The following is a 24,178-nucleotide window of genomic DNA, read 5'->3' as shown; positions in this document are numbered from 1 at the left end:
ATAAATTAATCCGCTCTTTTAAATCGCTTTTTTATCAATCCAAATAACTTTGCTATTCCAAGCGTTAATAACATCGGTACGCCTATTAAAATAAGCTCTTTTACAAAAGGTAAAATATACATCAATACCGGTGCTATATTTGGCTTTTCTCCTTCAGCTGAGCCGTGGCTATAACCTTGTAGGTTTATTTGCATAGCCCAATCTGTTCGCTCCAAAGTCACCAATATAAGGCTTACTAAAACAGATACAATTAAAACGATGCTGGTGCGGGTTTTCCACTGTTGTTTTAAGTGCTTCATTATTTAGCCTCCTTGGCAAACATACGTTTGGTTAGTTTTACAATCCAGCTAAAATTAAGAGCTAAGTGTATGCCTAACATTGGCATGATTAAGGTGGCCGTATCGTGGTGCATCTTTGACCAAAAATCTTGAATGTTTAAACTAATGTGAAGTGCTGGTAGTAAAGCAACCGACACTAAAAAGCCACTCACAAATACCAATAACATCATTATATAAAGTAGGTAGTCCCATATAATGTTAAACCGTTCACGCGCTGTTATGTTTGCTAATAAGCGCTTAAAGCTGCGCTGTATCCAATCCCAATGTAGTAATAAGTGAATTGCAAATGGCACTATAAAAAACAAACTAAACCATTCATGTAAAGGTACGCCCGTCGCTTGTGGTGCGCTTACTAGCATAAAGCTTATAAGGAGTAGTGCATCCATTACATAGCGGAATTTTTGTAAGTTTTGTTTCCAGTTAGACATTGTAATATGACCCTAATATTGATTGCCGTTTAATTGCCACTGTTTAAGGTACGCCCTCCCTAAACAGCAAAAGGCTCAATAAAATATTGAGCCTTAAATTATTACTGAGCTTTTAAATTAAAAAACGTACGACGCGCTTAATTTTACATTGCGACCTGCTTCGTAATCTTGCACGGTGTCGCTTGAGTATGACGCGTGTGAGTAATAGGTTTTGTCAAAAATATTCTCAACACCTAAGGTCATGCTAAGTGCTTCAAGCTGACTTGGTAGCCACTGCATGCTGATGTTATGAACTTGATAGCCTACTTTATGGATATCAGCACCGCTTGATACCGAATCATCCGTTCTGTTAATTAGGCTGGTCCAGTTAAACTTTAAATCATACTGAGGGACTTCGTAGCCTAAATTTAATGAAATACTATCGCCTACTTCGTAGCGTAATTGTTCATGCGTTTCTAACTGTTCTGAATCAGATTTCGAGTAGCTTAAACGCGCACTAAAGAGCGCTTTACGAAGTGAGAACGTGGATTCAAAGCCATCAATATCGTAATCACCTGAATTTGCGTACGTACCAATTGGGCGACCTTTACCTATTGCCCAGTTGTCTATGTAATCTTCAATGCGGGTTTTAAACACATTAAGTGAAAAGCCTAAAGAATCTAAGCCCAATACATTACGTTCTTTGAAGGCAAATCCGATGGCGTTATTTACACCTGTTTCTGCTTTTAGGTTTTTATCAAAGTTAGTGCTGTAATCAACGTAACTTTCACGAAGGCCAGGCCCTTGAAATAACTCAGTAGAGCTTGCGCTTATGCTCCAGTTATCATTAACAAGGTATTTAGCAGCTAAACCAAACGTTAGTTCGTTCCACGATTTATTTAATGAATCGTTAGTACCAGCAGAGTACATGTCTACTTTAAAATAGTTGTAGCGCACGCCTGGGGTCACAAATAACTGTTCGGTTAGGGCTATTTCGTCTTCAATATAAACAGCATGAGAGTCGGCTGTGTCTTTGTTAGTTTGAACGTGGTTTGCGATACGCTTTGATACTTGCTCATAGCCTTCACCGCCGTAGCGCAATGTATGGTTAAAGCCAGCAAGTGCAATTTTTGAAGTGGCAAGCGCTGTGTAACCTGTATGCTCAGAGTTGCCTTCTGTACCAAGTGCTATGTAGCTTAGCTCGTTTCGGTAAACGCTAGCGCGTAGGGTAATTGCATCGCCTTTATCTAGCTCGTAGGCTAAAGAGGTACTTGTGCGAGTGTAATCAATATCTTCTGTTTTAGCGTTTGAGTCTTCAGCAAAGCCAGCACCAAAGTTAGTTTTTACGTAGTAATCGCCTTTGTCGTTATATCTATCGTAAGAAAATACTAAACGATTACTTTCGTTTACATCCCAACCTAGTTTGAATATTCCGTCAATTGTACGACCTTCGTTACCGGTTACTTCTTCGCCATTGCCGTTTTCAAAATTATTTCTGTCTGTTGAGGTGTAGTAGGCTAAGGCATCAACATTATCAGTTAGCTGGCCATATAATGCGGCAGAGCCTCCAGCATAGTCGTTAGTGCCTAAATTTGTATATAAACGAGCACCAAAATCTTGCCCTGGCTCTAGTAAATCTTTAGCGTCTTTGGTTTCAAAGGCAACACCGCCTGAAAGGCCACCGGTAAGCACTGAGTTAGTACCTACTTTTATATCAACCGCTTTTAAAATATCAGCGTTAATTAATAAGTTACCCGAGTGATGAAACATGTTGTTGTTTTGGCTAATTCCATCAACGGTAATATTTAAATCTAAGTCGTCAACGCCACGAATATTAATGCCTTGCACTATTGAATGCGAGCCACCCACATCAATACCAGCTTGGTCGCGTAATAAGTCACTTAAGTGATTAGCTTGTTTTCTTTCAATGTCGTCTTGTAATAACGAATTGTTAGTAATAGTTGTACCCCAAACTTCGATTGTTTCTGATGTATCGGGAGCTTGTTCGGCCAAGCTAGCAAATGACATACTGGCGCATAAAGTACTAACAATAAGAGGGAGAGACTTTTTATTAAATGGGAGCATATTTATCATTGTTGATCTTTTATTTAATTTTTAACATTATTAAGAATGATTCGTATTAAATAGATCGTAATGGTGAATGGCAATTCAAAGAATATGCTCATAATGAATAGCGGTTATTTATATTTTAAATACTTTGCTTTTAACTAGCTCTCTAAACCATTGGCAAACAGGATCATTATGATGGCGTTGATGCCAATATAAATAGACTTCATCGTGCTCTAAATCTAGTTCTGGAGGGACCACTCTTGCAACTACATCATGATGGCGGCAAATATCATTAGCAAAATGGTCCGGTACAAAAAATATTAAATCGGTATTTTGTGCAATGGTGCCAATACTATAAAAGTTTTTTAAGCGTATTGGCGTATTAATATTATCAATCTCAAGTGCTGCAAAGCAGTGCGCAATAGAAAGTGACTTTTCTCCCTGAATCGATATTTGTCCAAAGTTACAGTTACGTAATAATTCAATATTCAGCTTTGTATTAGCAAGCGGATGAGTACTTGCCATTATTAATTTAAAGTCGCGTTCAAACAACGCTTGACGATACAGTTTGTCCTCAGAGCTTGTTGGTTTATGGCCTGTTATTACAAAATGAGTTTCGCCTTTTAGTAAATCTGAAAATTGCGGTTTTGGTAACGTGTCTATTTCAAGGGTGATATTAGGCGCTTGTTCGCGCACATCTTTAATAATGGTTTCTATTAGTAAGTGCATTTGTGGTGGCAAGCCAAATAACTTAATAGTGGCTTGGCTGGTTTTAGCATCAAAGGTTTGCTTATTAACCAGTGTTTCGACCATATTCAAAATAGAGTTTAAATCTTGCTGAATCGACTGTGCTTTAGGCGTTAGCTCATATCCACCGGCCATTCTAATTAGTAATGGGTCGTCAAATAAACTACGTAACTTACTTAAAGACCGACTAATTGAAGGTTGGCTCATACCTAACGTCAACGCAGTATTACTAATGTGTTTTTCGTTCAATAGCTGTTTTAAAATAATGAGTAGGTTTAGGTCGAGCTGATTTAAATTCATAATTTGGTTTTATAATTAGCCTGTATTACAAGCTGTTATCCTAGCATTTATATTTGCGAAGTACGTATAGGTCTTTTGTTTTTAGGAATTTAAACATGACTCTTAAAATAAAAAACAACGTTAATTATATATAAAATGTATAAAGTGATTTGCTATTTACCCTGATTATCAAACCTTAAAGTAAACAATATACTGGTTGTATCAAATTAAACTAACAGGATACAACATAATGAAACCACTTTATTTTGCAGCAGCGCTGCTAGCAACAGGGCTTTTTAATAGCGCATTAGCTGAGCCTACAAAACCAGAATTGTTAACGCCTGAGTTATTAGTCGATTTACCTAACACCTTTAATTCGCCAGCCAGTAGCGATATGGATAAAAAGGGCAATGTATATATTACCTCGCCAAACTTTCATAACGATGCACTGATTAAAATAGGCGAGATGCAAACACCTGCTGCGCCCCGTATAGGCATGCTTGATAAAAATAACAATTTTAGTAATTGGTATACTTTTACTAAGCAAGATATGGCGCCATCAACAGGTAAAATTGCACCTATGGGAATTGCATTCGGCCCAGATGGCAATGCTTACGTAGCTGACATGCAAATGTGGTTTGATGGCAGTTATAAATCGCGAATACTACGCATTAATGTCGTAAATGGAAAAGCTGTAAGCACGGATGTTGTTGTAACAGGGTTATTATTTCCTAATGCAGTGGTATTTAAAGGCGATGATCTGTTTATTTCAGAAACAGTATTAAAACTTGAAGGTACTAAGCAGTTAAGTGGTGTGTATAAGGTTGGTTTGAGTGAGTTAAATGCTCAAAAACCAGCGCATATAAAACCTTTTTTAAGTACTCAAAATAATGACTCACATCTGTTTGATACATTTGCCTCTAACGCGACACTTAAGTTTGGCGCTAACGGCCTAACATTTGATGGAGAAGGTAATTTATACACTAGCATTATGGAAGATGGCAGCGTAATTAAAACCACTATGAACGAGCGCAATGAAAAAGTTAAAACAGAGCTATTTGCAAAAGGCCTAGTTGCAACCGACGGTTTAAAGTGGGACAAGCGTACTAACAAAATTTATATTACAGACTTATTTGCTAACGCTATTTATAGTATTGATATGCAAGGTAAATTAGAGTTACTGGCACAAAATGGCAATACCACAGGACTTCATGGGGAGCTTGATGCACCATCTGAATTAATTGTTCGTGGTAAAGATATTATTATTATGAATTTTGACGCCGTGTTTGACAGTCCTAATATGGTTAACAAAAAAGCTGACAATCCACATACTTTATCGGTAATTAAGCTTAAATAACAGATTGCTAGCTGTTTAAAGTTACTAATTTAAATAGCTGCTTAGAGCAGCTATTTTGATATCAGGGCTTCAATTAATAACCTGGTTGAATTGTTACATCAAGCAATCTGCTTTAGCTCTAAATATAGTCGACTACATCAAAAGCTTTACCTGTTTGGTTACTTTCAATTGCGTGTCTAAATGCTTTAGCGGTATCAGCAGCGGTTATACCACTGGTGCTATCCATACCCATTATCTCCATCGTTTCCTTTACAAAATGAGGACTTACGGTATTTACGCGTAATATGCCTTCAAGTTCTAATGCCGCCGCTTTAGCGAATGAATCTAGCGCTGCATTTACCATGCTTACAGCTGCTGAACCAGGCGCAGGATTTTGTGCTAAAAAGCCTGAAGTAAAAGTAAAACTACCGCCTTGATTAATGTACTTAGTTGCCACATGAAATAGTGTAATATTACCCATTAATTTATTACCTACAGTTGTTGTGTAATCTTGCTCACTTATCTCGTTTATAGGTGCGAAGGCAATTAAACCTGCAGTAGATATAAACGCATCAACATTTCCTACTTTTTTAAATAATGCTTCTATAGAGGCTTTATCTTGAATGTCTACCGTGTGTTCGCTGTTTTTAAAGCTCGCTTTAATAACTTGATGATCATGAAGGTCTGCCGCTATTGCTGCCCCAACTATGCCTGATGCGCCTATTAATAATACTTTCATTTTTATTACCTTTAACAATGTATTTTGTGAATGTAAGGTAATAATAAACTCATCAGTAAAGATGAAAAATAACAAATAAATAATATTATTTGTGATATTTTTAGAATAATAGCCAAGTGTAATTTAGCGAGTAAGTAATGGATTTATTAAAATCAATTCAGGTATTTGAGCAAGTAGCCCAGCAGCAAAGCTTTAGCCGCGCTGCCGAGAGTTTAAACTTAGTGCCCTCAGCCGTTAGTAGGCAAATTAACGAGCTTGAAAAATGGCTCGATATTAGGTTAATAAACCGTACTACACGCTCATTAAGTTTAACCGAAGACGGTAAAGCATATTTACTTAAGCTCAGTGATATTCGTGCACAAGTCACCGAACTTCGCCGCTCCAAAACACAGCAACAACAAATCAAAGGGCTTATAAAAATTACAGCTCCCATAATGATTGGGCAATATATGCTGCCGGTTGCATTAGCTGAATTTAAAGAGCTGCATCAGGACGTTGATTTAGCAATTTCACTTATGAATCGTAAAGTAGAGCTGGTGGAAGAAGGCTTTGATTTAGCTATACGTGTAGGGCACTTAAACGACTCAACAATGGTCGCGCGTAATATTGGTAATATGCGCTTTAAAACGGTAGCAAGCCCTCACTATATTAACACTCACGGCATGCCCAGTACGCCTAAAGATCTTAAAAACCATCGATGTTTAATAAACACAGCAGTAACTAATGCCAAGCGATGGTCGTACTTAATTGACGGAAAAAGCACAGTAATAAAAGTAGCTGGTAGCCTTGAAGTTAACGATTCTCAAAGCTTAAAAGCCTTTGCTATAGCGAATCAAGGTATTGCTCAGCTGCCTAGTTTTTACGTTGATGCGGCAATTCAATCCGGTGAGTTAATAGAAATATTAAGCGATTATGTACCAAGCCCATTACCCGTGAATTTACTCTATCCATCGCAACGTTTATTAAGCCCAACTGTCCGCGCTTTGGTGGACTATTTAGTGCCATTTTTAAATCAACAAAAGCAAAAGTGGTAGGCTTAATTAGCGCTAAAACTTCAAACTAAAAATAGATAAAACCAGTGAAAAGTGAAGTGGCCCTTCATAGTTGGGCATCTAGCTTAAATGGGATTGATTATTGTAGAGCCTTCAGTAATAGTGGTTATAGAGCAAACTAATTATGTTCTCAATAATACATAAGGGCTCGTGCTCATCAATATTATAAAACCAATAAATATAATAAGGACAAACAGGATGAAAAAATCACTAATTTCAATAGCGCTGGGCTTTGCTGCCCTTAGTGCGTTTAATGCCAATGCAAACATTGATCAGCAAGTGAAAAAGGTAGAGCAACAGGTTATTGATTGGCGACGTGATTTTCATCAAAACCCTGAGCTTGGAAATCGCGAAACCCGCACAGCAGGTATTGTCGCTAAGCACTTAAAGTCGCTGGGTATGGAAGTACAAACAGGGATTGCTTATACAGGTGTTGTGGGGCTATTAAAAGGTGCAAAGCCAGGCCCAACAGTAATGCTACGCGCAGATATGGACGCGCTGCCAGTTACTGAAAAAGCCGATGTTGATTTTAAATCAACTAAAACCACTAATTACCGTGGTGTAGATGTAGGCATAATGCATGCTTGTGGGCACGACACGCACGTGGCTATGCTAATGGGCGCTGCACAAGTGCTTGCAAACATGAAAGATGAGCTACACGGTAATATTATGTTTGTATTTCAGCCTGCAGAAGAAGGCGCACCTGAGGGGGAAGAGGGTGGCGCTGAGTTAATGCTTAAAGAAGGCATATTTAAACAATACAAACCAGAAGCTGCTTTTGGGTTACACATAACATCTAGTTTGCACAGCGGTAAAATTGGTTATAGAAGTGGCCCTGCAATGGCCAGTGCAGACCGATTTGAAATAACTGTACATGGCAAGCAGGCACACGGCTCTGCACCGTGGACAGGGGTTGACCCAATTGCCGCAGCTGCGCAAATAGTAACAGGCGTAAATCATATTGTTAGTCGCCAAATCAACATTACCAAAGAGCCCGCTATTGTCTCGTTTGGAAAAATAGCGGGAGGCGTACGCAATAATATTATTCCTGAAGAAGTTGAAATGGTAGGTACAATTCGTAACTTTGATATGGATAACCGAGCACAAATATTTGAAAAAATAAAAACCACAGCCACGCACATTGCTAAATCGTCGGGTGCAACTGCAGAGGTACACATTCACGAAGGTTATCCGGTAACGATTAATAACCCAGAGCTAACCGCGCAAATGTTACCTAGTCTTAAAAAAGCAGCGGGTAATGGAAACGTAGTTGAAATGGGAAAAATAACCGGCGCAGAAGACTTTTCGTTTTACGCATTAGAAGTGCCAAGTGTATTTGTGTTTTTAGGCGGCACACCCAGTGAGCAAGATTTAAATACAGTGGCTAGTAATCACTCCCCTTATTTTTATGCCGACGAATCATCGTTTAAAGTAGGCACTAAGGCGCTTAGCCTGTTAGCTGTTGATTATTTAAACGCACATAAAAGATAGCTTAAACGCACCACGTTACGCTATTAGCTTAACGTGGTATTGCTGTTTTATTTAAAACATCGGATCATGTTTGTAGCACTTGCTCAACTTTTAAAAATCACTTTCAAAAATTAAAAACCTAACCGAATATACAAATGAACCGGCGAGCAGTTTTTTTATATTTTAAAAATAATGAATCGATACTGCCGGTCTTATATCTCGATTCAATCTTCATAAGCATTAAGGATTTAAATAATGGAAATTACTGGAAGCTGTTACTGTGGTGAAATTAAATACCAAGCAAAGTCTCAAAATAATAATGCACTTGTTTGCCATTGTAGCGATTGCCAACGTATGTCGAGCGGCCCATTTAGAGCCGTTATAATTGCAGAGCCAAATTCGGTAGTATTTACCCAAGGTGAGCCAAAAGAGTTTGTTAAAACAGCGCAAAGTGGTAACAAGCGTGCGCAAGGTTTTTGCGGCACATGTGGTACAACACTTTATGCAACTAACGAAGCTAAAGCTGACCGTGTATATGGTTTGCGTATTGGTGCGGTTGATCAGCGTGATCAATTTACGCCAACAGCACAAATTTGGGCTAAATCAACATTGAGCTGGTTGAGCGGCTTACACGAAGTACCTGCGTTTGATACAACCCCACAAAACTAGTTAGTTGGGGTTATCAGTATTACTTTTTAGTAAGCGGTTTGAAATTTATTTAACCAAATGACTGTCTACTTATAAGTCAGTCATTTGGAGAATAATATGTGTAGTTCACCTAAAAGCAGTCGAGCAGTGAAAAAAACAGCCATTAGTTTTAATGATGAGCTTACTCAAGAGCAGCGCTTGCGTTTTGCTGCAAAAGCTAATTTAGCACAAGAGCGCCGTGAACAGCGTGAAGCAACTAATAAACGCTATGAGCAAAAACACACGAGCAACAAAACTTCGTCTGGTTTATTTTCGTGGTTACAGCAGCTAGTTAGCTGATTTAGCTAAAGTGGTGTTTTTACCACTGCCCAAACCACATAATGCACACAGTACTCCGGCAATAGCGCACAGCCATAATGGCGCACTCCAACTGCCTGTTGTAGTGTGTAATGCACCAGCTAGCATAGGCCCAATAGCCGCGAGTAAATAACCTACGCTTTGCGACATACCTGAAAGTGACGCCGCTTGTTGTGAATCATCGGTTCGTAAACTAATAAACGACAGCCCCAATATAAAACACGCTCCAGAGCAAAAGCCCAACATTAGGGTCCACACAAAGGCAAAGTTAGGCATGTAAAGCAGTCCCAATGCACTAAGTGCACTCAACATGGCTAAAATAAAGCTAAGCGCGCTTTGATCTTTTAATTTTGCCAATAGGGGAATCAATATTAAACCCGGTAATGCAGTCGCTATTTGAAAAGCCCCATGATAAGCACCTGCTTGCGTGGCACTTTGGCCTGTTTGGATTAATATGCTAGGTAACCACGTAATAATTATATAATTTAAAAACGAGTTTAAGCCCAGCAGTAGGGTAATTTGCCATGCTAGTAAATAACGCCATACACTTTTTGACGTGTCAGCGTGTTGAGCAATACTCGCGGGTTTTGTGTGCTTACTTAATTGTGACATCCATACAATAATACTCGCCAAAGTAATAAGAGCTGATGAGCCCAGCGCAAGTTGCCATCCTAATCCGTTTAACTGACTAAGCGGAAATACCAAAGTGGAAAACCCACCCGATACCACGCCCATAGTAAGCACGTACGCTGAGGTCATTAACGCAACCTTTGCAGGAAAGTCGCGCTTAATTAAACTTGGTAATAATACGTTTGCAATGGCAATGCCCACACCAATAATAGCGGTGCCTACAAAAAGCATGGCTGAGGTATTTATTACCCGCGCTGCAACCCCTGCAAGTATAAATAACAAAGCCACAAACAAGGTGCGCTCTAGCCCCTGCTTTTTAGCAAGAGTTGCGGCCATTGGCGATACAACCGCAAAGGCAATGAGTGGCAGTGTTGTTAAAAAACCAGCTTGCGATGCGCTAAGCCCAAAGTGATTAATAATTTGTTCAAGCACAGGTGCAATACCTGTAAATGTGGCGCGTAAATTTGCGGCAATAAGTAATATGCCAAGCACAAGTAATATGCCAGCAAAGCGTGATTTAGGTGTGTTATTTAACAAAAGGGAAGACCATTAAAGCTAATACTTAATGGGCGCTAGTATAAAGGCTTAGCAAAAACTATAATTTAGAGATAATGACATTAAATAACTAAAAACAGACAAAACTATGTTTGATGCAATTGGTTGGGACGACATTAAAAATTTTGAAACTATGGCGCAGCCTATAATAGCCAAAATAGAGCACGCGCATGCAAGTCACGAAATACCACTACATACCCATCCAAAAGGGCAATTAATTTTAGCGCTACATGGTTATGTAACGTGTGAAGTGTCGGCCAAAATGTGGATGGTGCCTACGCACAGTGCAATTTGGATCCCAGCACAAAAGGTGCATAGTAATAGGGCGTCTGATAACGCGCAGCTTTGTCATTTATTTATAGATAGTAGTAAAAACGGTATGCCGCTAAATACCTGTACGTTAGCCATTACGCCACTGGTTAAAGAGCTAATGTGTGAGTTGGCTGGGCATAATCAGCACTATACTTTAAATAGTAAAACAGCACGTTTAGCGCAGGTGTTGTTTGATCAACTTATTGAAATGCCTGTACAGCCACTGGATTTTGTATTATCTAAAAACGAGGTAATTCAAACTATGAGCGATCAGCTTATAAACAAGCCAAACAATCGAAAAACACTACCACAATGGGCTAAGCAGTTTGCATTAACTGAGCGCACATTAGCGCGGTTAATTAAAAAAGAAACCGGTATGACATTTGGAAAGTGGCGTACGCAATTACATATAATTACAGCCCTAAAAGCGCTTTCAGATAAGCAAAGTGTGCAGCAGGTGTCGGAGTTACTAGGGTATGAGTCGGTGAGTGCATTTATTACTATGTTTAAAAAAGTGATGAAAAAGTCGCCCATGAAATACATGAGCGACTTAAATCAGTTAAATTAGCTTAGCTCTTAAATAAGTTTAGCCCTTAAATAAGCATTACCACGTATAAGTTGCCGAAAGCATCGCGTTACGTGGTTTGCCAGGAAAGTACCTGTCGCCGGTAAAACTGGTGTAATCGGCGCGCTCCGCATAAGCCTCATTAGTTAAATTAATAATGCGGGCAAGCACTTCAAGGTTATTAGTAACTTGCCACTGTGCGCGTAGGCTTAGAACATCATGCCCTTGGTATTTATTTAAGTTTTCTGGGTCGGTGTAGTAGTTACCAACGCGATGCCACTGCAAAGCAAATTGCGTATTACTGAGTGCTTGCCATGTTAAATCGAGATTAGCAATATTACGCGGCGCGGTATCTATGTCGTTGCCGTTTATATTTAAACCGTTAAGTATTTGGTTGTTAGTGTAAGTATGCTTTGCGTGAGTGCCAGCAAAGTTAAGCGCAAGCGACTTAGTGAGCTGGTAGTCAAGCTCAAGCTCAATACCACGATGGCGAGAGCTGCCATTATTTACCGTAAAAAAGTCGCTATCGCGGTAAATCGTATTGTGTTTACTCATAGCGTAAACAGACACACCATAACGTAGTTTTTCGTAAATCCCTTTAATACCCAGCTCTGCGTTATTGGCTATTTCGGCGCTTAAATTTGCAGTGGTTTGCTCGCGTTGTAATTGGTATAGCTCAGCCGCTTGTGGCGCTCTGTAACCGCGAGAAAAGTTTGCATAAAGCGTGTTATTTGTATTGTACTGATAACTAACCCCAAGCTTTGGCGATAGATTACTAAAACTATTTTTCCCACTTTCAGGGCGGCTGTATCGGCAGCCACCAAAGCCGCATTCTGTGCCGTCGTCTTTTGTTCTGCCTGCTAGCATATTATTGGTGTAGTCGTACTGCATATGCTCGTAGCGCACACCTGCGGTAAGTAACCACTTATTTAATTGCCAATCAATAGATGCAAAAGGGGCATAAAGCGTGGCGTTTACATCGTAATCGTAATGCTTACCTTGGGGTACTGTAGCAACTAAAAATGCAGAACCTTGAGTGGGCTCATTTTGGCTTTGAGTAAAGTCGGCTTGCGTGTATTCGCCATCAAGCCCTAGGTTTACTTTTACATTACTTTGTAAATTATGTTGATAAAGCGATTGCACACCAAAGCCGGTTTGACTGTTTTTTTCAAGCGGTGTGCCGGGTAAAAAGTGCTTAAAAAAGTCCATACTTTGGTCGCGAAAATACAGCGTTGTAGAGAGCACATCATTGTTATTTAATTGCCATGTTGCATTGCTCCACGCTCTAAATGAACGTGCTTTTCTAAATGCGTCTGGGTCAAAGTTTTTTTGCGCTAGGTCTTCGTTTTTATAACTTTCAAAGCCTGTAATAAATCCCGCAGTTTGCTGATCTAGGTTTGTGTAAGTAAGCCCAGAGGTAAGTAATAAATTATTATTTGAATAGCGATGGCGAATATTAACTTTTTGTTGCTCTACGCTTTCGTCGTCGCGGTAACCGCTATCGTCGGTAACACTTGCGTTAATGCCTATGCCGCTGTTGCCGTAATCTTGTCCTGCACGTAATTTGTAGCGAGTATAACCGTACGAGCCATAATCTAAACCAACTAAACCACCGCCTTGAGTAGTGTCGGGCGTTATTACATTAATAACACCATGCACAGCATTTGAGCCATAAAGTGCAGAGCCAGGGCCTTTTAGCACTTCAATGCGCTGCGCCATTTCGCTGTGCGCCTCAAATAGCTCGTTTATATTACAAAACCCAGCGGCTCTCAGTGGTATGCCATCTTCTAGAGTCAATATGCCACCACAAGCGCCTGCGCCCGAAAGTACTTGTGAGCGCAGCGCGGGTAAATATTCTTGGCCATTTCCGCGTTGAATATTAGCCCCTGCTACACGTTGCAGGGCTTCTTCAATATGGGTAGGCGCTATGCTATTTAGCTTCGCTTGCGTTAGTGTACTTATTGATAAAGGGAGTGGGGTCGATAGTGCTTCAATACGTGATGCCGTAGTAGTTATGGTTTCTATTACATCATTATTTTGATTATCGGCAAACGCAGTGTGGCTAAAGGGTAATATCAGCGGCAAAAAATAAGGTTTCATACATTCCTTGAAAGTAATCTATATTGCATTACCTCTATAATATGCGGTTTTAATATGCATTTAAACTCGTTGCGTTAAAGCGTACGTAACCTATAAACCCGATACGTAATTGATAAAACAAAACAAGCCACAGCAGGAAACACCAAAGCCAGCACTAAGTAATGCTTAAATAAAACGTAGCCGGTTATACCGCCTAGTAAAAAGCCTGCAATAATGAGTAAAAACATAACGCCTTTACGGGTATCAAATTGCTCACCTTTAAGTGCTTTACCTAGCATTAAACCAAGGTCAGTAAAAATACCGGTTAAATGTGTCGTTCGAATAACAGCACCACTGTAATTAGTGGCTAGCGCATTTTGTAACCCACACGCAGCAGACGTTAAAACAATGCCGTAAACGAATGTGTTTTTGAGTAAATAAGCACTCGCAAGTAGTAGCAATCCTTCAATAAAAAGCAAAGTGTCGTAATGACGACCAAGTTTTAATGAGCCACCAGAGAGCAAAAATCCCGACAGTGCAGAGCCCAACATAAAGCTAACAATTATTGAAAGTAGCAATAAGGCAGTACTGGGGTTAGTTATTGCTTTAATACCAAGTAAAGTAACAGAGCCAGATACATGCGAAATAGCCTGGTGCTCAAATCCTAATAAGCCTACAGCGTTTACTATGCCCGCTATAAATGCGAGCGTAAACGCGCCATATTCAACCCACTTTGGTAGTTTTGTAAACATTGGTTATCTCTTAATATGGCAAAGTTAATTATTGAGCTTGTGCTTTAAAACGCTTTATTTGTTCATCAACTAATTTTGTATCAATTACGCCACGCTTAAAAGCAATGTAAGTAGGAAATGTAAACTCATTTAGTTGCCGAGCATAAATGTTTTTATATTCTTTTGAGTACCACATACCTGCTTCATAATTAGTTATCGCGTATTCAACACGTTTTTTTTCTAGTAGCTCAAAAGTGTCTTTAGTTGAAAGTGAACGAAGCAGATTATTTTCATCAATTGTGTATTTTGTAGCAATAACCTCAGGCAAAGCAACACCGCGCAGCATCGCTATTGGGGTATTTGATAAATCGTCAGTGAGCAGTTTATCTTTGTTTAAAGTAAATAAACCATACTTAGTAGTGTGCAAAGGCACGCTTGTAAAATCTAAATACTTTGCACGTTCCTCTGTATTGGCCAAAGAGAAATAGCAGTCGTAGTAACCCAGCGCCATTTCTTTTTTAACGCGCGCCCATGGCAGATGAATTACGTTAATTTTAAGATTTAAATTACGCTCAATAAACGTTAAATATTCAATATCTAAACCCGTGAACGTATCGCTTTTCTCATCAAATATAGTAAAAGGCGGGTAGTGGGTTGTTACGCAGCGCAGGGTTTTACTTGGCGCTGCAAGTAATAACGAAGGTAAAGTTAAAGCTAAAAACAGGAATATTGCGCGCATAAATATAAATTCGATATCTTTTAAAGTACATAACTTGAACGCCAATTATACAGTTACTGAGCTTAATTGCATTGATCTAAGTATTTTTACCTAGCGTATAAGTTAAATTTTGTGAGATATACCATGTTTAACGCAGAGCAGCAGTCACGCATTATCGAAATGGCGTGGGAAGATAGAACCCCCTACGAGGCTATAGAGCAGCTATACGGATTAAAGTATCCGCAGCTGGTGGTTTTTATGCGAGACAATGTTTCAAAAGGCAGTTTTAAAGTTTGGCGTAAGCGCCATGCAGGTCGTAAAACAAAACATTTAAAATTACGCGATCCCGCTATTATGCGAAGCCACTGTAAAACACAATATAAACAACGTTAAATAGGTGTTAGTTGTTTCATATGATGTTCATCCGTGTTTGTTAATCTTTAGCTATTAATTATGCTAGAGATTATTTATGAAAGCACCTATATACACAGCACTAATAGCATTGGCTTTATGTTCAATAAGCGCAGATGCAAAACCGCATAAAGATAAGCATGGTCATAAACACGGCCATAAAAAGCATCATTCACATAAGCATAATGACAATGACTACCTTTCTAAAAAAGAGGCAAAGCAGCTAATCCGCGCAGGTTGGACGCCACCAGGGCTAAGTAAAAGCTATCATCGAGGCGACTATTTAGATCGTGATTTATACAAACGAGGTAGAGTGATTGAACGCTCTAGAGATAATGGTACAGTGAGTATTGAAATAGACCGTACAGTTATCCATATGGTGCACGATACTCGAGAAATACTTTCAATTTTAAGTCGCTAAATTAACTTTATAAGGATATTAAAATGCTCATTGCGCTGGCTATAATTATTGGCTTTTTTTTACTGGTTACCTTATTACCTATGTCGTACAGCCAGCATTATTTAGTGCGTAGCTGCGACTTTGTTCGTTTGCAGGTATTTTATATTGCCAGTTTTGTAGCTGTTACTTCGTTGTTTTTATTATGGCAAAGTAGCGCAATAGGCTATGTATTTATAGCCTTAACCTCATTACTTATAATGATTTTACAAGGTAAATGGATTTACCCGTATACGTGGCTTGCTAAAAAAGAAGTGCAAAGCGCACCTAAGCACATCGACCATAGCATTCGAATTATGTCGGCAAATGTACTTATGTCGAACCATAAAAGTGAGCAGTTAATTAGTCTTGTTGATGAGCATCAACCCGACCTACTTATTACGCTTGAGAGCGATAGCTGGTGGGAAAATAAATTATCAGTCATTAAAAAAAATTACCCGTATTACATAGAATGCCCTAAAGACAATCGTTATGGCATGCACTTATACAGCAAGTTTAAAATACTCGATGCACAAATATGTGAGCTTATAGAAGAAGATATTCCCTCAATTCATATTTTGTTTGAAAACGATGAAGGCCTGCAAATGCAAGGGCACTTTATTCACCCCGCACCGCCAAGCCCGACCGAAGAAGACTCATCACGTCCGCGCGACTCAGAGCTAATAATGGTGGCTAAAGCACTTAAAAATCCTACACGACCTACCATAGTTGCCGGAGATTTAAACGACGTAGCGTGGTCGCGCAGCACGCGTTTGTTTATGCAAATAAGTGGCTTTTTAGACCCTCGAAAAGGCCGTGGTTTTTATAACACCTTTCATGCAGGCTACTTTTTTATGCGCTGGCCGCTCGATCACTTATTTCACAGCGAAGGCTTTAAAGTAAAGCGTATTAAGCGCTTAGCTAAATATGGCTCTGATCACTTTGCGCTACTCACTGAGCTTTCTTACGAAAACGCTAATCAGCAATCATTAGAAACTAAATCGGCGCAGCACAAGCAAGAAGAAATTCAAGAGCTTGCTATGAGTAAGGCCGACAAGCGAAAAGTGCCGAGGTTTGATTAGTAACGTTAGATATAGCGGTATTTATATAAAGCATTGAGTTATTAATAGCTGAAGCCTGACTTGTGTTGAATTGTTACTGTGTTATTTGGTTTATACTTTATTTTTAATATATATACTTGTTTTCTTAGAAGTAAAGAGTGGTAAAGCTCTCAAAATAAGCGCTGGCAATTAACTTGCCTTGTTTGTACTTTTTAGTCATTGAGAATAGCGTTAATACGTTCAAAACGTTGGATGTTCGATTATATGTTTGAGTTTTTTCGGCTTACTTTATTGGTTTTAGGTGCTATTCCTTTACTTGTATACCCATTTGCAGTTATCGCTAGTCTTATGGGCTTAGGAAGTAAGCCTAGTATTAATATTCCATTGTTTAATAGAATCATGAATAAATTTTTTCTATGGGGCGTTTTAATATATCCCATGGTGTTTTTTGGATGCTATTGGCTTAGCGACAATTTTGTAGAATATGACCTTATATTGGCTTCTCTGCCCATGTTTTTTTTACTATTACTCTGGGGCAGTTTTCACTTTATGGATGCTCCAGCAAAATACGAAACGTAAAATGGGCACAAAGTTTATTGAAGTTGGAAAATATAAATCAGATAAACGAATTAACTCGATTATTATGCAATTTAGTTTATTCACTAAGCGTTCGATAGCTTTTCTAATACTAGGGCTTGAGAAAAAGCGCTTTGAGTACCTAGCTAAATATTACCTAATCATTCTCCATTCCTCATCAAACTTTCTCGTAAAATACCAAGAGCCAGCTATAAGTAACGCTAGTAAGCGAAAAATAGTAATTGATGTAACACATCATGTAGGTTGGTTAGGTTTAAATACTAGACAGTCCTCTCATGCACTTTGAGGGTCCCGAAATCTAATACATCCTTATGAGCAAATGGCTAGTAAAATGTACCCTGATGCAGATACATGTGATATTTCTTGGCTAGTTGTTCAGGCCGCAGTAAATGATTTAGCTAGAGCATTGAAAAACGACTAAACACTTAGGTGATATAAGTGTCTACGATTAAATATAAAATTAGACCACGATATTTATTCCCCATTGAAGGCTATGTTTGCAGTCTTTGACTCCTCAGATTAAAAGCGCGATGTAAAATCGCACCTACGAATATATCCAAAACTCGGTACTATCTCTTAAAATTTGGTACTGTCTCTTACTAAAAACTAAGTATTGTTTCCTGAAAACTACTTTCTAAAAGTCATAAAAAAGCCTAAAAGTGGTTACCCACTTTTAGGCTTAGTAATTTTGTGTTTTAAACACATATTAGAATCTGTATTTAAAACATTTATGCAGCTAAATTAGTTGGCGATCATAATGCTTTTAACATTAACAAATTCACGCATACCAAAACCGCCGTGTTCTCTGCCGTAGCCACTGCCTTTAACGCCACCAAATGGTAGGTTAGGTTGTGCTAAACCGTAGCCGTTAATGTTGATCATGCCGGTGTCGAAGTACTTTTTAGCAAGCTCAATGGCTTTTTTCTCATCTTTTGAGAAAATACCACCGCCTAAACCGTAGCGAGAATCGTTGGCAATGCGCATAGCATCGTCGTTATCTTTCGCTTTAATAAGCGAAGCGACAGGGCCAAATAATTCGTCATCGTAGGCCGGCATGCCAGGTGATAAGTTATCGAGTAGCGTTGGTGGGTAGTAGTAACCTGTTTGCGATGGTATTTCGCCACCCGTTACTATGTTTGCACCTGCTTTAACTGATTCCATTACTTGGTCGTGAATGCCGTCGCGTAAATCTTCACGAGCCATTGGGCCTAAGTCTGTGCCATCTGCCATTGGGTCGCCCATTTTCATGGCTTCGAACTGCTCTTTAATTTGTGCTTTAAAGTCATCGTAAAGTGACTCAACAACAACATAACGTTTAGCTGAAACACACGTTTCGCCGTTATTGATCATGCGACCTGTTACACAGGTTTTAACTGCAAGCTCTAAATCAGCGTCATCAAGTACTAAGTATGCATCGTTGCTACCCAGTTCTAACACTGTTTTTTTAGCGTGTTTACCCGCTTCTGCAGCTACTTTTTTACCTGTGGCATCACTACCCGTAAAGGTTACGCCGCTAATTGCTTTGTGCGCAATGAGTGAGCTGGCGGTTTTACCGTCGATGAGTAAGTTGCTGAAACAGTACTCTGGGAAACCGGCTTGTTTAAATAGCTCTTCAATTTTTTCAGCCATGCCAAATACGTTACCAGCATGTTTTAATACGGTTGTGTTACCCGCCATTATGTTGGCAGCACTGTAGCGAATTACCTGATAAAGCGGGAAGTTCCACGGTTGAATACCTAACAGTACACCTGTTGGTTGGTAGCTGATAATTGCACGGCCGCCGTCCATATCACGTTCTTCGTCAGCAAGTACTTGTGGGCCTTGTTCGGCTGTGTAACGACAAATTCCTGCACATAGTTCAACTTCTTGAAAGCCTTGCTCGTATACTTTACCCATTTCTTCGGTCATGAGTTTTGCGATAGATTCTTTTTGCTCTTCGAAAAGTGAGGCTAACTTATTAAGATATCTCGCACGTTCAGTGAACGACGTTAAGCGCCATTTTAAATATGTTTCGTGAGATTTTTCGATTACCTGTTCTGCTTCTTTTTGAGAAAGTAGCGTGTAGGTTTCAATGGTTTGCTCAGTTGCCGGATTAATCGTTTTAACTGTGTTACTCATTTCTATCTCCTTACAAATTAATTATCTATAAGGGTGCAAAACGAAAGCCAATATCAAAAAAACAGTATTAATTAATCTCAAGCTATTGAAATGTATTATCTATTTTGGGTTTTTTATTCTGCTAATAACTTTTTACTACTATGAATATATTATCCAAAGCAGTAAAAAGTTCTGATTGATGCAAAATTTACAAGGTTGACTGCTCATGCTTATTCAACTTATAGAAGTTCTTTAGCAATGCGCTTTAGTAGGTAGGTTTCTCGTAAAATGGAGAGTCCTTGTTTTTCACTGTTAGCAAGTGTGCGCTCGTTATGAGCAATTGCATCGTTAATATCAACCCATTTAGCAGTCATGCCATTTTGCTGCTCATAATGCTCTAACTGTGCTTTGCCAAACTCGTCGGCAATATTACATACAAAGCAATACGATTTGATATGGATAATATCAAAGTCTTCTTTATACCAAGGGCGATACTCTTCATAGAGTCCAAAGGCTTTAACTACACTTATTTGTTGTGCACCGGTTTCTTCGCTTAGTTCGCGAATTAAGCCTTGTTCAATACTTTCGCCTTCATCTACTCCGCCACCAGGTAAGCTGTAATCTTCATAGCGGTTTGTATACATTAAAAGTATTTTATTATTTTTAATAACAATGGCGCGAGCTGTTAAGCGCGTAAACTGACTACCGTGGTCAATATTAATACCTGAATGAACTAAGGTTTTTAATTGCTGCATTTCGTCTCCTTTTTTAAGCTTCTAATGATAACAGTTGCTACCATTCTACAAATAGAAACGATTTTAATTATTTTTCGTAATTTGTGATCGTTTTTTTTAAGCATACGTAAATGTAAGGTTGGTAAAATAAATAGCATTGGATTACTTAGCTATTTAAGTAATTAGATTCTAGGCGTGCCTTTAAATTAATATTTAGGATGCGTAGAATAAGAAAAAAAGCATAGGGATTTATCATGTTAGACATACTTTTAGTAGACGATGACGTTGAATTTAGTGACGTTGTTTGCCACATAGTCGAATTCCTCGGCCACAATATAAGCACCGCCACCAGTTTAAAAGAAGCACATCAATGGTTTGAAAATAATACCTTTGACCATGTGCTACTTGATTTTATGTTACCTGATGGTAGCGGTTTGCACTTACTTGATCATTTAAAAACGATTGGGCAATCTCCAAAAATTACACTTATATCGGGTCATCCTTCAGTTAAAGGCATTTTAGCTGAAATGTGTGAGCCAAATGTAGGGCATTTATTAAAACCATTACAACGCGAAGATTTAGAACTCGTTTTAAATGGCCCTAAAAAAACAGTTAAAAAAGCCAAGTCGAGCGGTATTACACGCCACTTTGGTGGGTTAATTGGTGAGTCTGAGCCAATGCAAAAACTATACAACATGATTGAACGCGTAGCTAAAACAAACGCTAACGTGATGCTTATGGGTGAAAGTGGTGCAGGTAAAGAAGTAGTGGCTCAAGCTATTCATAACGCAAGCCAGTGCGAAGGCCCATTAGTTGCTAGCAACTGTGGCGCACTTTCAAAAGAGTTAATTGGTAGTGAGTTATTTGGCCACGAAAAAGGCGCATTTACAGGCGCAATTGCACGTAAAGAAGGTGTGTTTGAGCAATCAAATAACGGTACTTTGTTTTTAGATGAAGTAACCGAAATGCCAATTGATATGCAGCCAAATTTACTGCGAGTGCTTGAAACTAAAAAAGTAACACGCGTAGGTGGTAACAGAGAAATACCAACCAATTGTCGTGTTATTTCAGCCACTAACCGCTCGCTTACCGATTTAGCGCAAAATAATATTATTCGTGAAGATATTTACTTTAGGTTGGCTGTTTTTCCTATTGATATACCGCCACTTCGCGATAGAAAAGAAGATATTCCTTTATTAGCTAAAGCATTTTTAGATCAGCTTAATGATGAAAACGGTACCCCATTTAGTTGGACGCCAGCGCAGCTCAAAGAGTTACAAAGCTATGAATGGCCAGGTAATGTGCGAGAGCTTCGCCACGCTATACACCGTGCATTTATTATGAGCGATCCGCAAACTAGCGATATTACTCTACCTGATAACTTAGAGTCGCCTTTTTCGCGCGTTAATAATCAAGCGGCCGAAAAGCCAGTATCAGCAGGACAAACCATTGAAGAAGTTGAAAAAGAACTTATTCATGCAACGCTTGATAAGGTGCAAGGTAATAAAACGCTTGCTGCACAAATGCTGGGTATTAGCACCAAAACACTTTATAACCGCCTTAATGCATATGGCGGTATTGGCGAATATAAATAGATTTGAGGAAGGGCATGACATCCGATAACCAAACAGAGCAACTAAATAAATTAGTACACGATGCAAGAGCGCCGCTTAATCGTATATCGATGAATGCAGAGCTTATTAAGTTGGTACTTGAAAACGATATGCCAAAAGAAAAAGCGCTAGATGCACTTGATAAAATTATTAACAATTGCCAACAGTGTAGTGAAAGTTTACAAAAAATAACTGACTCTCAATAAATAGTAAGTGTTGTACAAACTCTAATTCGGGAAGCTAAATGAGCAAGCAAAAACAGCAAGGTAAAGCGAATGTTACTTGGGCAGCTTTTATAGTTGTTGTGTTAAGTATTATTGTAGGTAACGCAGTTTTAGCATTGAATACGATTCAAGGTTTAACGCAAACCCAAAAGAGTTTAGATAACACTAATATGCTGACAACGGCAATTGAGCAACTGCATTTATCAATAGTGCAGGCTGAGTCTGGTCAGCGCGGTTATCTATTAACAGAAGAGACTGACTATTTAACGCCTTATTACGATGCTATTGAACAAATTGAAGCTCAAACAGATCATGTTAAGTCACTACACTCTGAGATTGACGGCCAAGCTGAGCGTATTGCTCAGTTGTTAGTACTAGTTGATAGCAAAATTAAAGAGCTGAAGCAAACTGTAAACCTAGCATTGGATGACAAAGAGCGACGTGCAATTTATGTGTTAAATACACATAAAGGTCGGGAGCTTTATAAGCAAATTAGAGAGTATGTTAATGAAATTCAAGACCGTGAATTACTCTTTAAAGTGAGCCATTTTTCAAAGTTAGCGCAAATTAAGAATGAAGCTAAAATCACGTTTGCTATTACAGCAATCACAAGCTTATTACTTATTATCGGTATGTTTGTAATGACACGTCTTAATTTAAGAAATGCAGCTAAGTATCGTTTTGAGCTTGAAAAACAAAACGAGACTTTAGCAACTAAAGTGTCTGAGCGTACGCAAGAATTAACGTTGTATTCTGACGAACTGAGCCGAAGTAATCGAGAGCTTGAAGAGTTTGCTTTTGTAGCGAGCCATGATTTACAAGAACCGCTTAGAAAAATTCAAGCCTTTAGTGACCGCCTAGAAACCATGTTTAAAGATGAGCTTGGTGAAAAAGGGATTGATTACATTGGCCGCATGAAAAATGCAGCGCAACGTATGTCTAACTTAATTAATGACCTATTAGAGTTCTCGCGTATTACTACACGCGGCAAAGACTTCGATGATACAAATTTAAACGAAGTAGTAACCGATATATTAAGTGATTTAGAGATTGCGATAAAAGAGTCAGATGCACAAATTGATGTAGAAGACTTGCCGGTTATTCAGGCTGATAAAAGCCAAATGCAGCAGCTGTTTTTAAACTTATTGTCGAACGCTGTTAAATTTAGGCGCCCAGATGTAAGTCCACATATAAAAATCAGCTATCAGGATAAAGACATATTTAGTGCGGATCATAATGCACATTTAAGTTTTCAAGTTATTACCATAGAAGATAACGGTATTGGTTTTTCACAAGACTATGCCGATAAAATATTTGTACCGTTTCAACGTTTGCACGGTCGCTCACAATATAAAGGCACAGGTATTGGCCTTTCTGTATGTAGGCGTATTGTGGAACGTCATGGCGGAACAATTACAGCAAAAAGTAAAGACGGTGAAGGTGCAACCTTCATTATAAAACTACCTGTGGAAGCTGCGCTTTTCACATTGCAAGGAGAGGCTTAAATGCCCTATTCAAAAGTAAAACCTATTACTATTTTAATGGCAGATGATGATGAAGATGATCGTTTGTTAACACAAGATGCCCTTGCTGAAAGCCGTGTACTTAACGAACTTCATTTTGTTGAAGATGGCGTTGAGTTACTTGAATATTTAGAACGTAAAGGTAAGTTTGAAGACAAAACAGTGTCGCCACGACCAGGATTGATATTACTTGATTTAAACATGCCAAGAATGGATGGTCGTGAAGCACTTGAAGCTATAAAAGCAAACCCTAATTTAAAGGGAATTCCGGTTGTTATTTTAACTACGTCTAAGCAAGAAGAAGACATGGTTAAAGGGTATAACTTAGGTGCCGCATCTTATATTACTAAGCCAGTGACGTTTGATGGTTTAGTTGATTTGATGAAAACGCTAGGAAAATACTGGGTAGAGTTTGTAGAGCTACCGACAACATTTAACGATTAATGGAG

25 protein-coding genes are annotated in these 24,178 nt (G+C 38.9%); 14 read left to right on the top strand and 11 right to left on the bottom strand.

From position 1 onward, the window contains the following. Positions 1 to 5: 5 nt before the first annotated feature. The 4 genes from GQR45_RS07870 to GQR45_RS07855 all read right to left on the bottom strand — a co-directional run bounded on the left by GQR45_RS07870 (position 6) and on the right by GQR45_RS07855 (position 3,862). The gene (locus tag GQR45_RS07870) at positions 6 to 299 is read right to left on the bottom strand and encodes a hypothetical protein (protein ID WP_165725619.1); all 294 of its coding nucleotides are present in this window, start codon (positions 297 to 299) and stop codon (positions 6 to 8) included. Continuing rightward, a complete protein-coding gene (locus GQR45_RS07865) occupies positions 299 to 766 on the bottom strand; it encodes a DUF4405 domain-containing protein (protein ID WP_165725618.1) in 468 nt (155 codons plus the stop codon). Before GQR45_RS07865 ends, GQR45_RS07870 begins: the two co-directional genes overlap by 1 nt. Before the next feature lie 117 nt (positions 767 to 883). Continuing rightward, entirely contained in the window at positions 884 to 2,839 is a 1,956-nt protein-coding gene (locus tag GQR45_RS07860) for a TonB-dependent receptor (protein ID WP_165725617.1), read from the bottom strand. 108 nt (positions 2,840 to 2,947) lie between these two features. Continuing rightward, complete coding sequence (locus tag GQR45_RS07855) at positions 2,948 to 3,862, bottom strand: LysR family transcriptional regulator (protein WP_165725616.1); 915 nt, start codon at positions 3,860 to 3,862, stop codon at positions 2,948 to 2,950. A 229-nt stretch (positions 3,863 to 4,091) separates the two neighbouring features. On the opposite strand from GQR45_RS07855, the gene GQR45_RS07850 reads away from it, so the two are divergent. Further along, on the top strand, positions 4,092 to 5,198 hold the full coding sequence (locus tag GQR45_RS07850; protein ID WP_165725615.1) for a hypothetical protein: 1,107 nt from the start codon (positions 4,092 to 4,094) through the stop codon (positions 5,196 to 5,198). A 118-nt stretch (positions 5,199 to 5,316) separates the two neighbouring features. On the opposite strand, the gene GQR45_RS07845 is transcribed toward GQR45_RS07850, so the two are convergent. After that, positions 5,317 to 5,916 (bottom strand): short chain dehydrogenase, encoded by a 600-nt coding sequence (locus GQR45_RS07845; protein WP_165725614.1) that lies wholly within the window; start codon positions 5,914 to 5,916, stop codon positions 5,317 to 5,319. A gap of 137 nt (positions 5,917 to 6,053) precedes the next feature. Between GQR45_RS07845 and GQR45_RS07840 the strand changes: the two genes are divergently transcribed. The 4 genes from GQR45_RS07840 to GQR45_RS07825 all read left to right on the top strand — a co-directional run bounded on the left by GQR45_RS07840 (position 6,054) and on the right by GQR45_RS07825 (position 9,425). After that, positions 6,054 to 6,950: a LysR family transcriptional regulator gene (locus GQR45_RS07840; protein WP_165725613.1), complete on the top strand. Its 897-nt coding sequence runs from the start codon at positions 6,054 to 6,056 to the stop codon at positions 6,948 to 6,950. Positions 6,951 to 7,166: 216 nt separating this feature from the next. Beyond that, positions 7,167 to 8,459: an amidohydrolase gene (locus GQR45_RS07835; RefSeq protein WP_165725612.1), complete on the top strand. Its 1,293-nt coding sequence runs from the start codon at positions 7,167 to 7,169 to the stop codon at positions 8,457 to 8,459. Between the two features lie 234 nt (positions 8,460 to 8,693). Continuing rightward, positions 8,694 to 9,107, top strand: a complete 414-nt coding sequence (locus GQR45_RS07830; RefSeq protein WP_007377055.1) for a GFA family protein — start codon at positions 8,694 to 8,696, stop codon at positions 9,105 to 9,107. A gap of 96 nt (positions 9,108 to 9,203) precedes the next feature. After that, positions 9,204 to 9,425 carry a hypothetical protein gene (locus GQR45_RS07825; RefSeq protein WP_007581505.1) on the top strand — a complete coding sequence of 74 codons (222 nt, stop codon included), beginning with the start codon at positions 9,204 to 9,206 and terminating at the stop codon, positions 9,423 to 9,425. Here GQR45_RS07825 and GQR45_RS07820 read toward each other — a convergent pair. After that, the gene (locus tag GQR45_RS07820) at positions 9,414 to 10,610 is read right to left on the bottom strand and encodes an MFS transporter (RefSeq protein ID WP_165725611.1); all 1,197 of its coding nucleotides are present in this window, start codon (positions 10,608 to 10,610) and stop codon (positions 9,414 to 9,416) included. The genes GQR45_RS07825 and GQR45_RS07820 overlap by 12 nt on opposite strands. Positions 10,611 to 10,716: 106 nt before the next feature. On the opposite strand from GQR45_RS07820, the gene GQR45_RS07815 reads away from it, so the two are divergent. Then, positions 10,717 to 11,508 carry a helix-turn-helix transcriptional regulator gene (locus GQR45_RS07815; RefSeq protein WP_033038023.1) on the top strand — a complete coding sequence of 264 codons (792 nt, stop codon included), beginning with the start codon at positions 10,717 to 10,719 and terminating at the stop codon, positions 11,506 to 11,508. 36 nt (positions 11,509 to 11,544) lie between these two features. On the opposite strand, the gene GQR45_RS07810 is transcribed toward GQR45_RS07815, so the two are convergent. The 3 genes from GQR45_RS07810 to GQR45_RS07800 all read right to left on the bottom strand — a co-directional run bounded on the left by GQR45_RS07810 (position 11,545) and on the right by GQR45_RS07800 (position 15,054). Next, the gene (locus tag GQR45_RS07810; protein WP_165725610.1) at positions 11,545 to 13,605 is read right to left on the bottom strand and encodes a TonB-dependent receptor; all 2,061 of its coding nucleotides are present in this window, start codon (positions 13,603 to 13,605) and stop codon (positions 11,545 to 11,547) included. Between the two features lie 74 nt (positions 13,606 to 13,679). Continuing rightward, complete coding sequence (locus GQR45_RS07805; protein ID WP_165725609.1) at positions 13,680 to 14,336, bottom strand: YoaK family protein; 657 nt, start codon at positions 14,334 to 14,336, stop codon at positions 13,680 to 13,682. A gap of 28 nt (positions 14,337 to 14,364) precedes the next feature. After that, positions 14,365 to 15,054 carry a transporter substrate-binding domain-containing protein gene (locus GQR45_RS07800; RefSeq protein ID WP_165725608.1) on the bottom strand — a complete coding sequence of 230 codons (690 nt, stop codon included), beginning with the start codon at positions 15,052 to 15,054 and terminating at the stop codon, positions 14,365 to 14,367. A 123-nt stretch (positions 15,055 to 15,177) separates the two neighbouring features. Between GQR45_RS07800 and GQR45_RS07795 the strand changes: the two genes are divergently transcribed. From GQR45_RS07795 to GQR45_RS07780, 4 genes are all read left to right on the top strand, one after another. Continuing rightward, complete coding sequence (locus GQR45_RS07795; protein ID WP_007581511.1) at positions 15,178 to 15,426, top strand: TIGR03643 family protein; 249 nt, start codon at positions 15,178 to 15,180, stop codon at positions 15,424 to 15,426. A gap of 76 nt (positions 15,427 to 15,502) precedes the next feature. Then, positions 15,503 to 15,865 (top strand): hypothetical protein, encoded by a 363-nt coding sequence (locus GQR45_RS07790; RefSeq protein ID WP_165725607.1) that lies wholly within the window; start codon positions 15,503 to 15,505, stop codon positions 15,863 to 15,865. 23 nt (positions 15,866 to 15,888) lie between these two features. After that, entirely contained in the window at positions 15,889 to 16,962 is a 1,074-nt protein-coding gene (locus GQR45_RS07785; protein ID WP_024593313.1) for an endonuclease/exonuclease/phosphatase family protein, read from the top strand. Between the two features lie 243 nt (positions 16,963 to 17,205). Further along, on the top strand, positions 17,206 to 17,520 hold the full coding sequence (locus GQR45_RS07780) for a hypothetical protein (RefSeq protein WP_029751226.1): 315 nt from the start codon (positions 17,206 to 17,208) through the stop codon (positions 17,518 to 17,520). A 759-nt stretch (positions 17,521 to 18,279) separates the two neighbouring features. On the opposite strand, the gene GQR45_RS07775 is transcribed toward GQR45_RS07780, so the two are convergent. Continuing rightward, positions 18,280 to 19,656, bottom strand: a complete 1,377-nt coding sequence (locus tag GQR45_RS07775; protein WP_007581517.1) for an NAD-dependent succinate-semialdehyde dehydrogenase — start codon at positions 19,654 to 19,656, stop codon at positions 18,280 to 18,282. Between the two features lie 218 nt (positions 19,657 to 19,874). After that, positions 19,875 to 20,390: an NUDIX hydrolase gene (locus tag GQR45_RS07770; RefSeq protein ID WP_010553130.1), complete on the bottom strand. Its 516-nt coding sequence runs from the start codon at positions 20,388 to 20,390 to the stop codon at positions 19,875 to 19,877. A 233-nt stretch (positions 20,391 to 20,623) separates the two neighbouring features. Between GQR45_RS07770 and GQR45_RS07765 the strand changes: the two genes are divergently transcribed. Genes GQR45_RS07765 through GQR45_RS07750 form a run of 4 tightly spaced genes read left to right on the top strand, consistent with a single transcriptional unit; the run spans position 20,624 to position 24,173 of the window. After that, positions 20,624 to 21,964 (top strand): sigma-54 dependent transcriptional regulator, encoded by a 1,341-nt coding sequence (locus GQR45_RS07765; protein ID WP_010553131.1) that lies wholly within the window; start codon positions 20,624 to 20,626, stop codon positions 21,962 to 21,964. A gap of 14 nt (positions 21,965 to 21,978) precedes the next feature. Beyond that, positions 21,979 to 22,188 (top strand): histidine kinase dimerization/phospho-acceptor domain-containing protein, encoded by a 210-nt coding sequence (locus GQR45_RS07760; RefSeq protein ID WP_007581523.1) that lies wholly within the window; start codon positions 21,979 to 21,981, stop codon positions 22,186 to 22,188. 38 nt (positions 22,189 to 22,226) lie between these two features. Beyond that, complete coding sequence (locus tag GQR45_RS07755) at positions 22,227 to 23,711, top strand: sensor histidine kinase (protein WP_165725606.1); 1,485 nt, start codon at positions 22,227 to 22,229, stop codon at positions 23,709 to 23,711. Continuing rightward, on the top strand, positions 23,712 to 24,173 hold the full coding sequence (locus tag GQR45_RS07750) for a response regulator (protein WP_007581526.1): 462 nt from the start codon (positions 23,712 to 23,714) through the stop codon (positions 24,171 to 24,173). Positions 24,174 to 24,178 lie beyond the last annotated feature (5 nt).

It is taken from the genome of Pseudoalteromonas sp. SA25 (assembly GCF_011378705.1).
Classification (GTDB): Bacteria; Pseudomonadota; Gammaproteobacteria; order Enterobacterales; family Alteromonadaceae; genus Pseudoalteromonas; species Pseudoalteromonas arctica.
The sequence above is the reverse complement of the archived record's forward strand: the minus strand, read 5'-3'. Positions and strand labels throughout refer to the sequence as shown.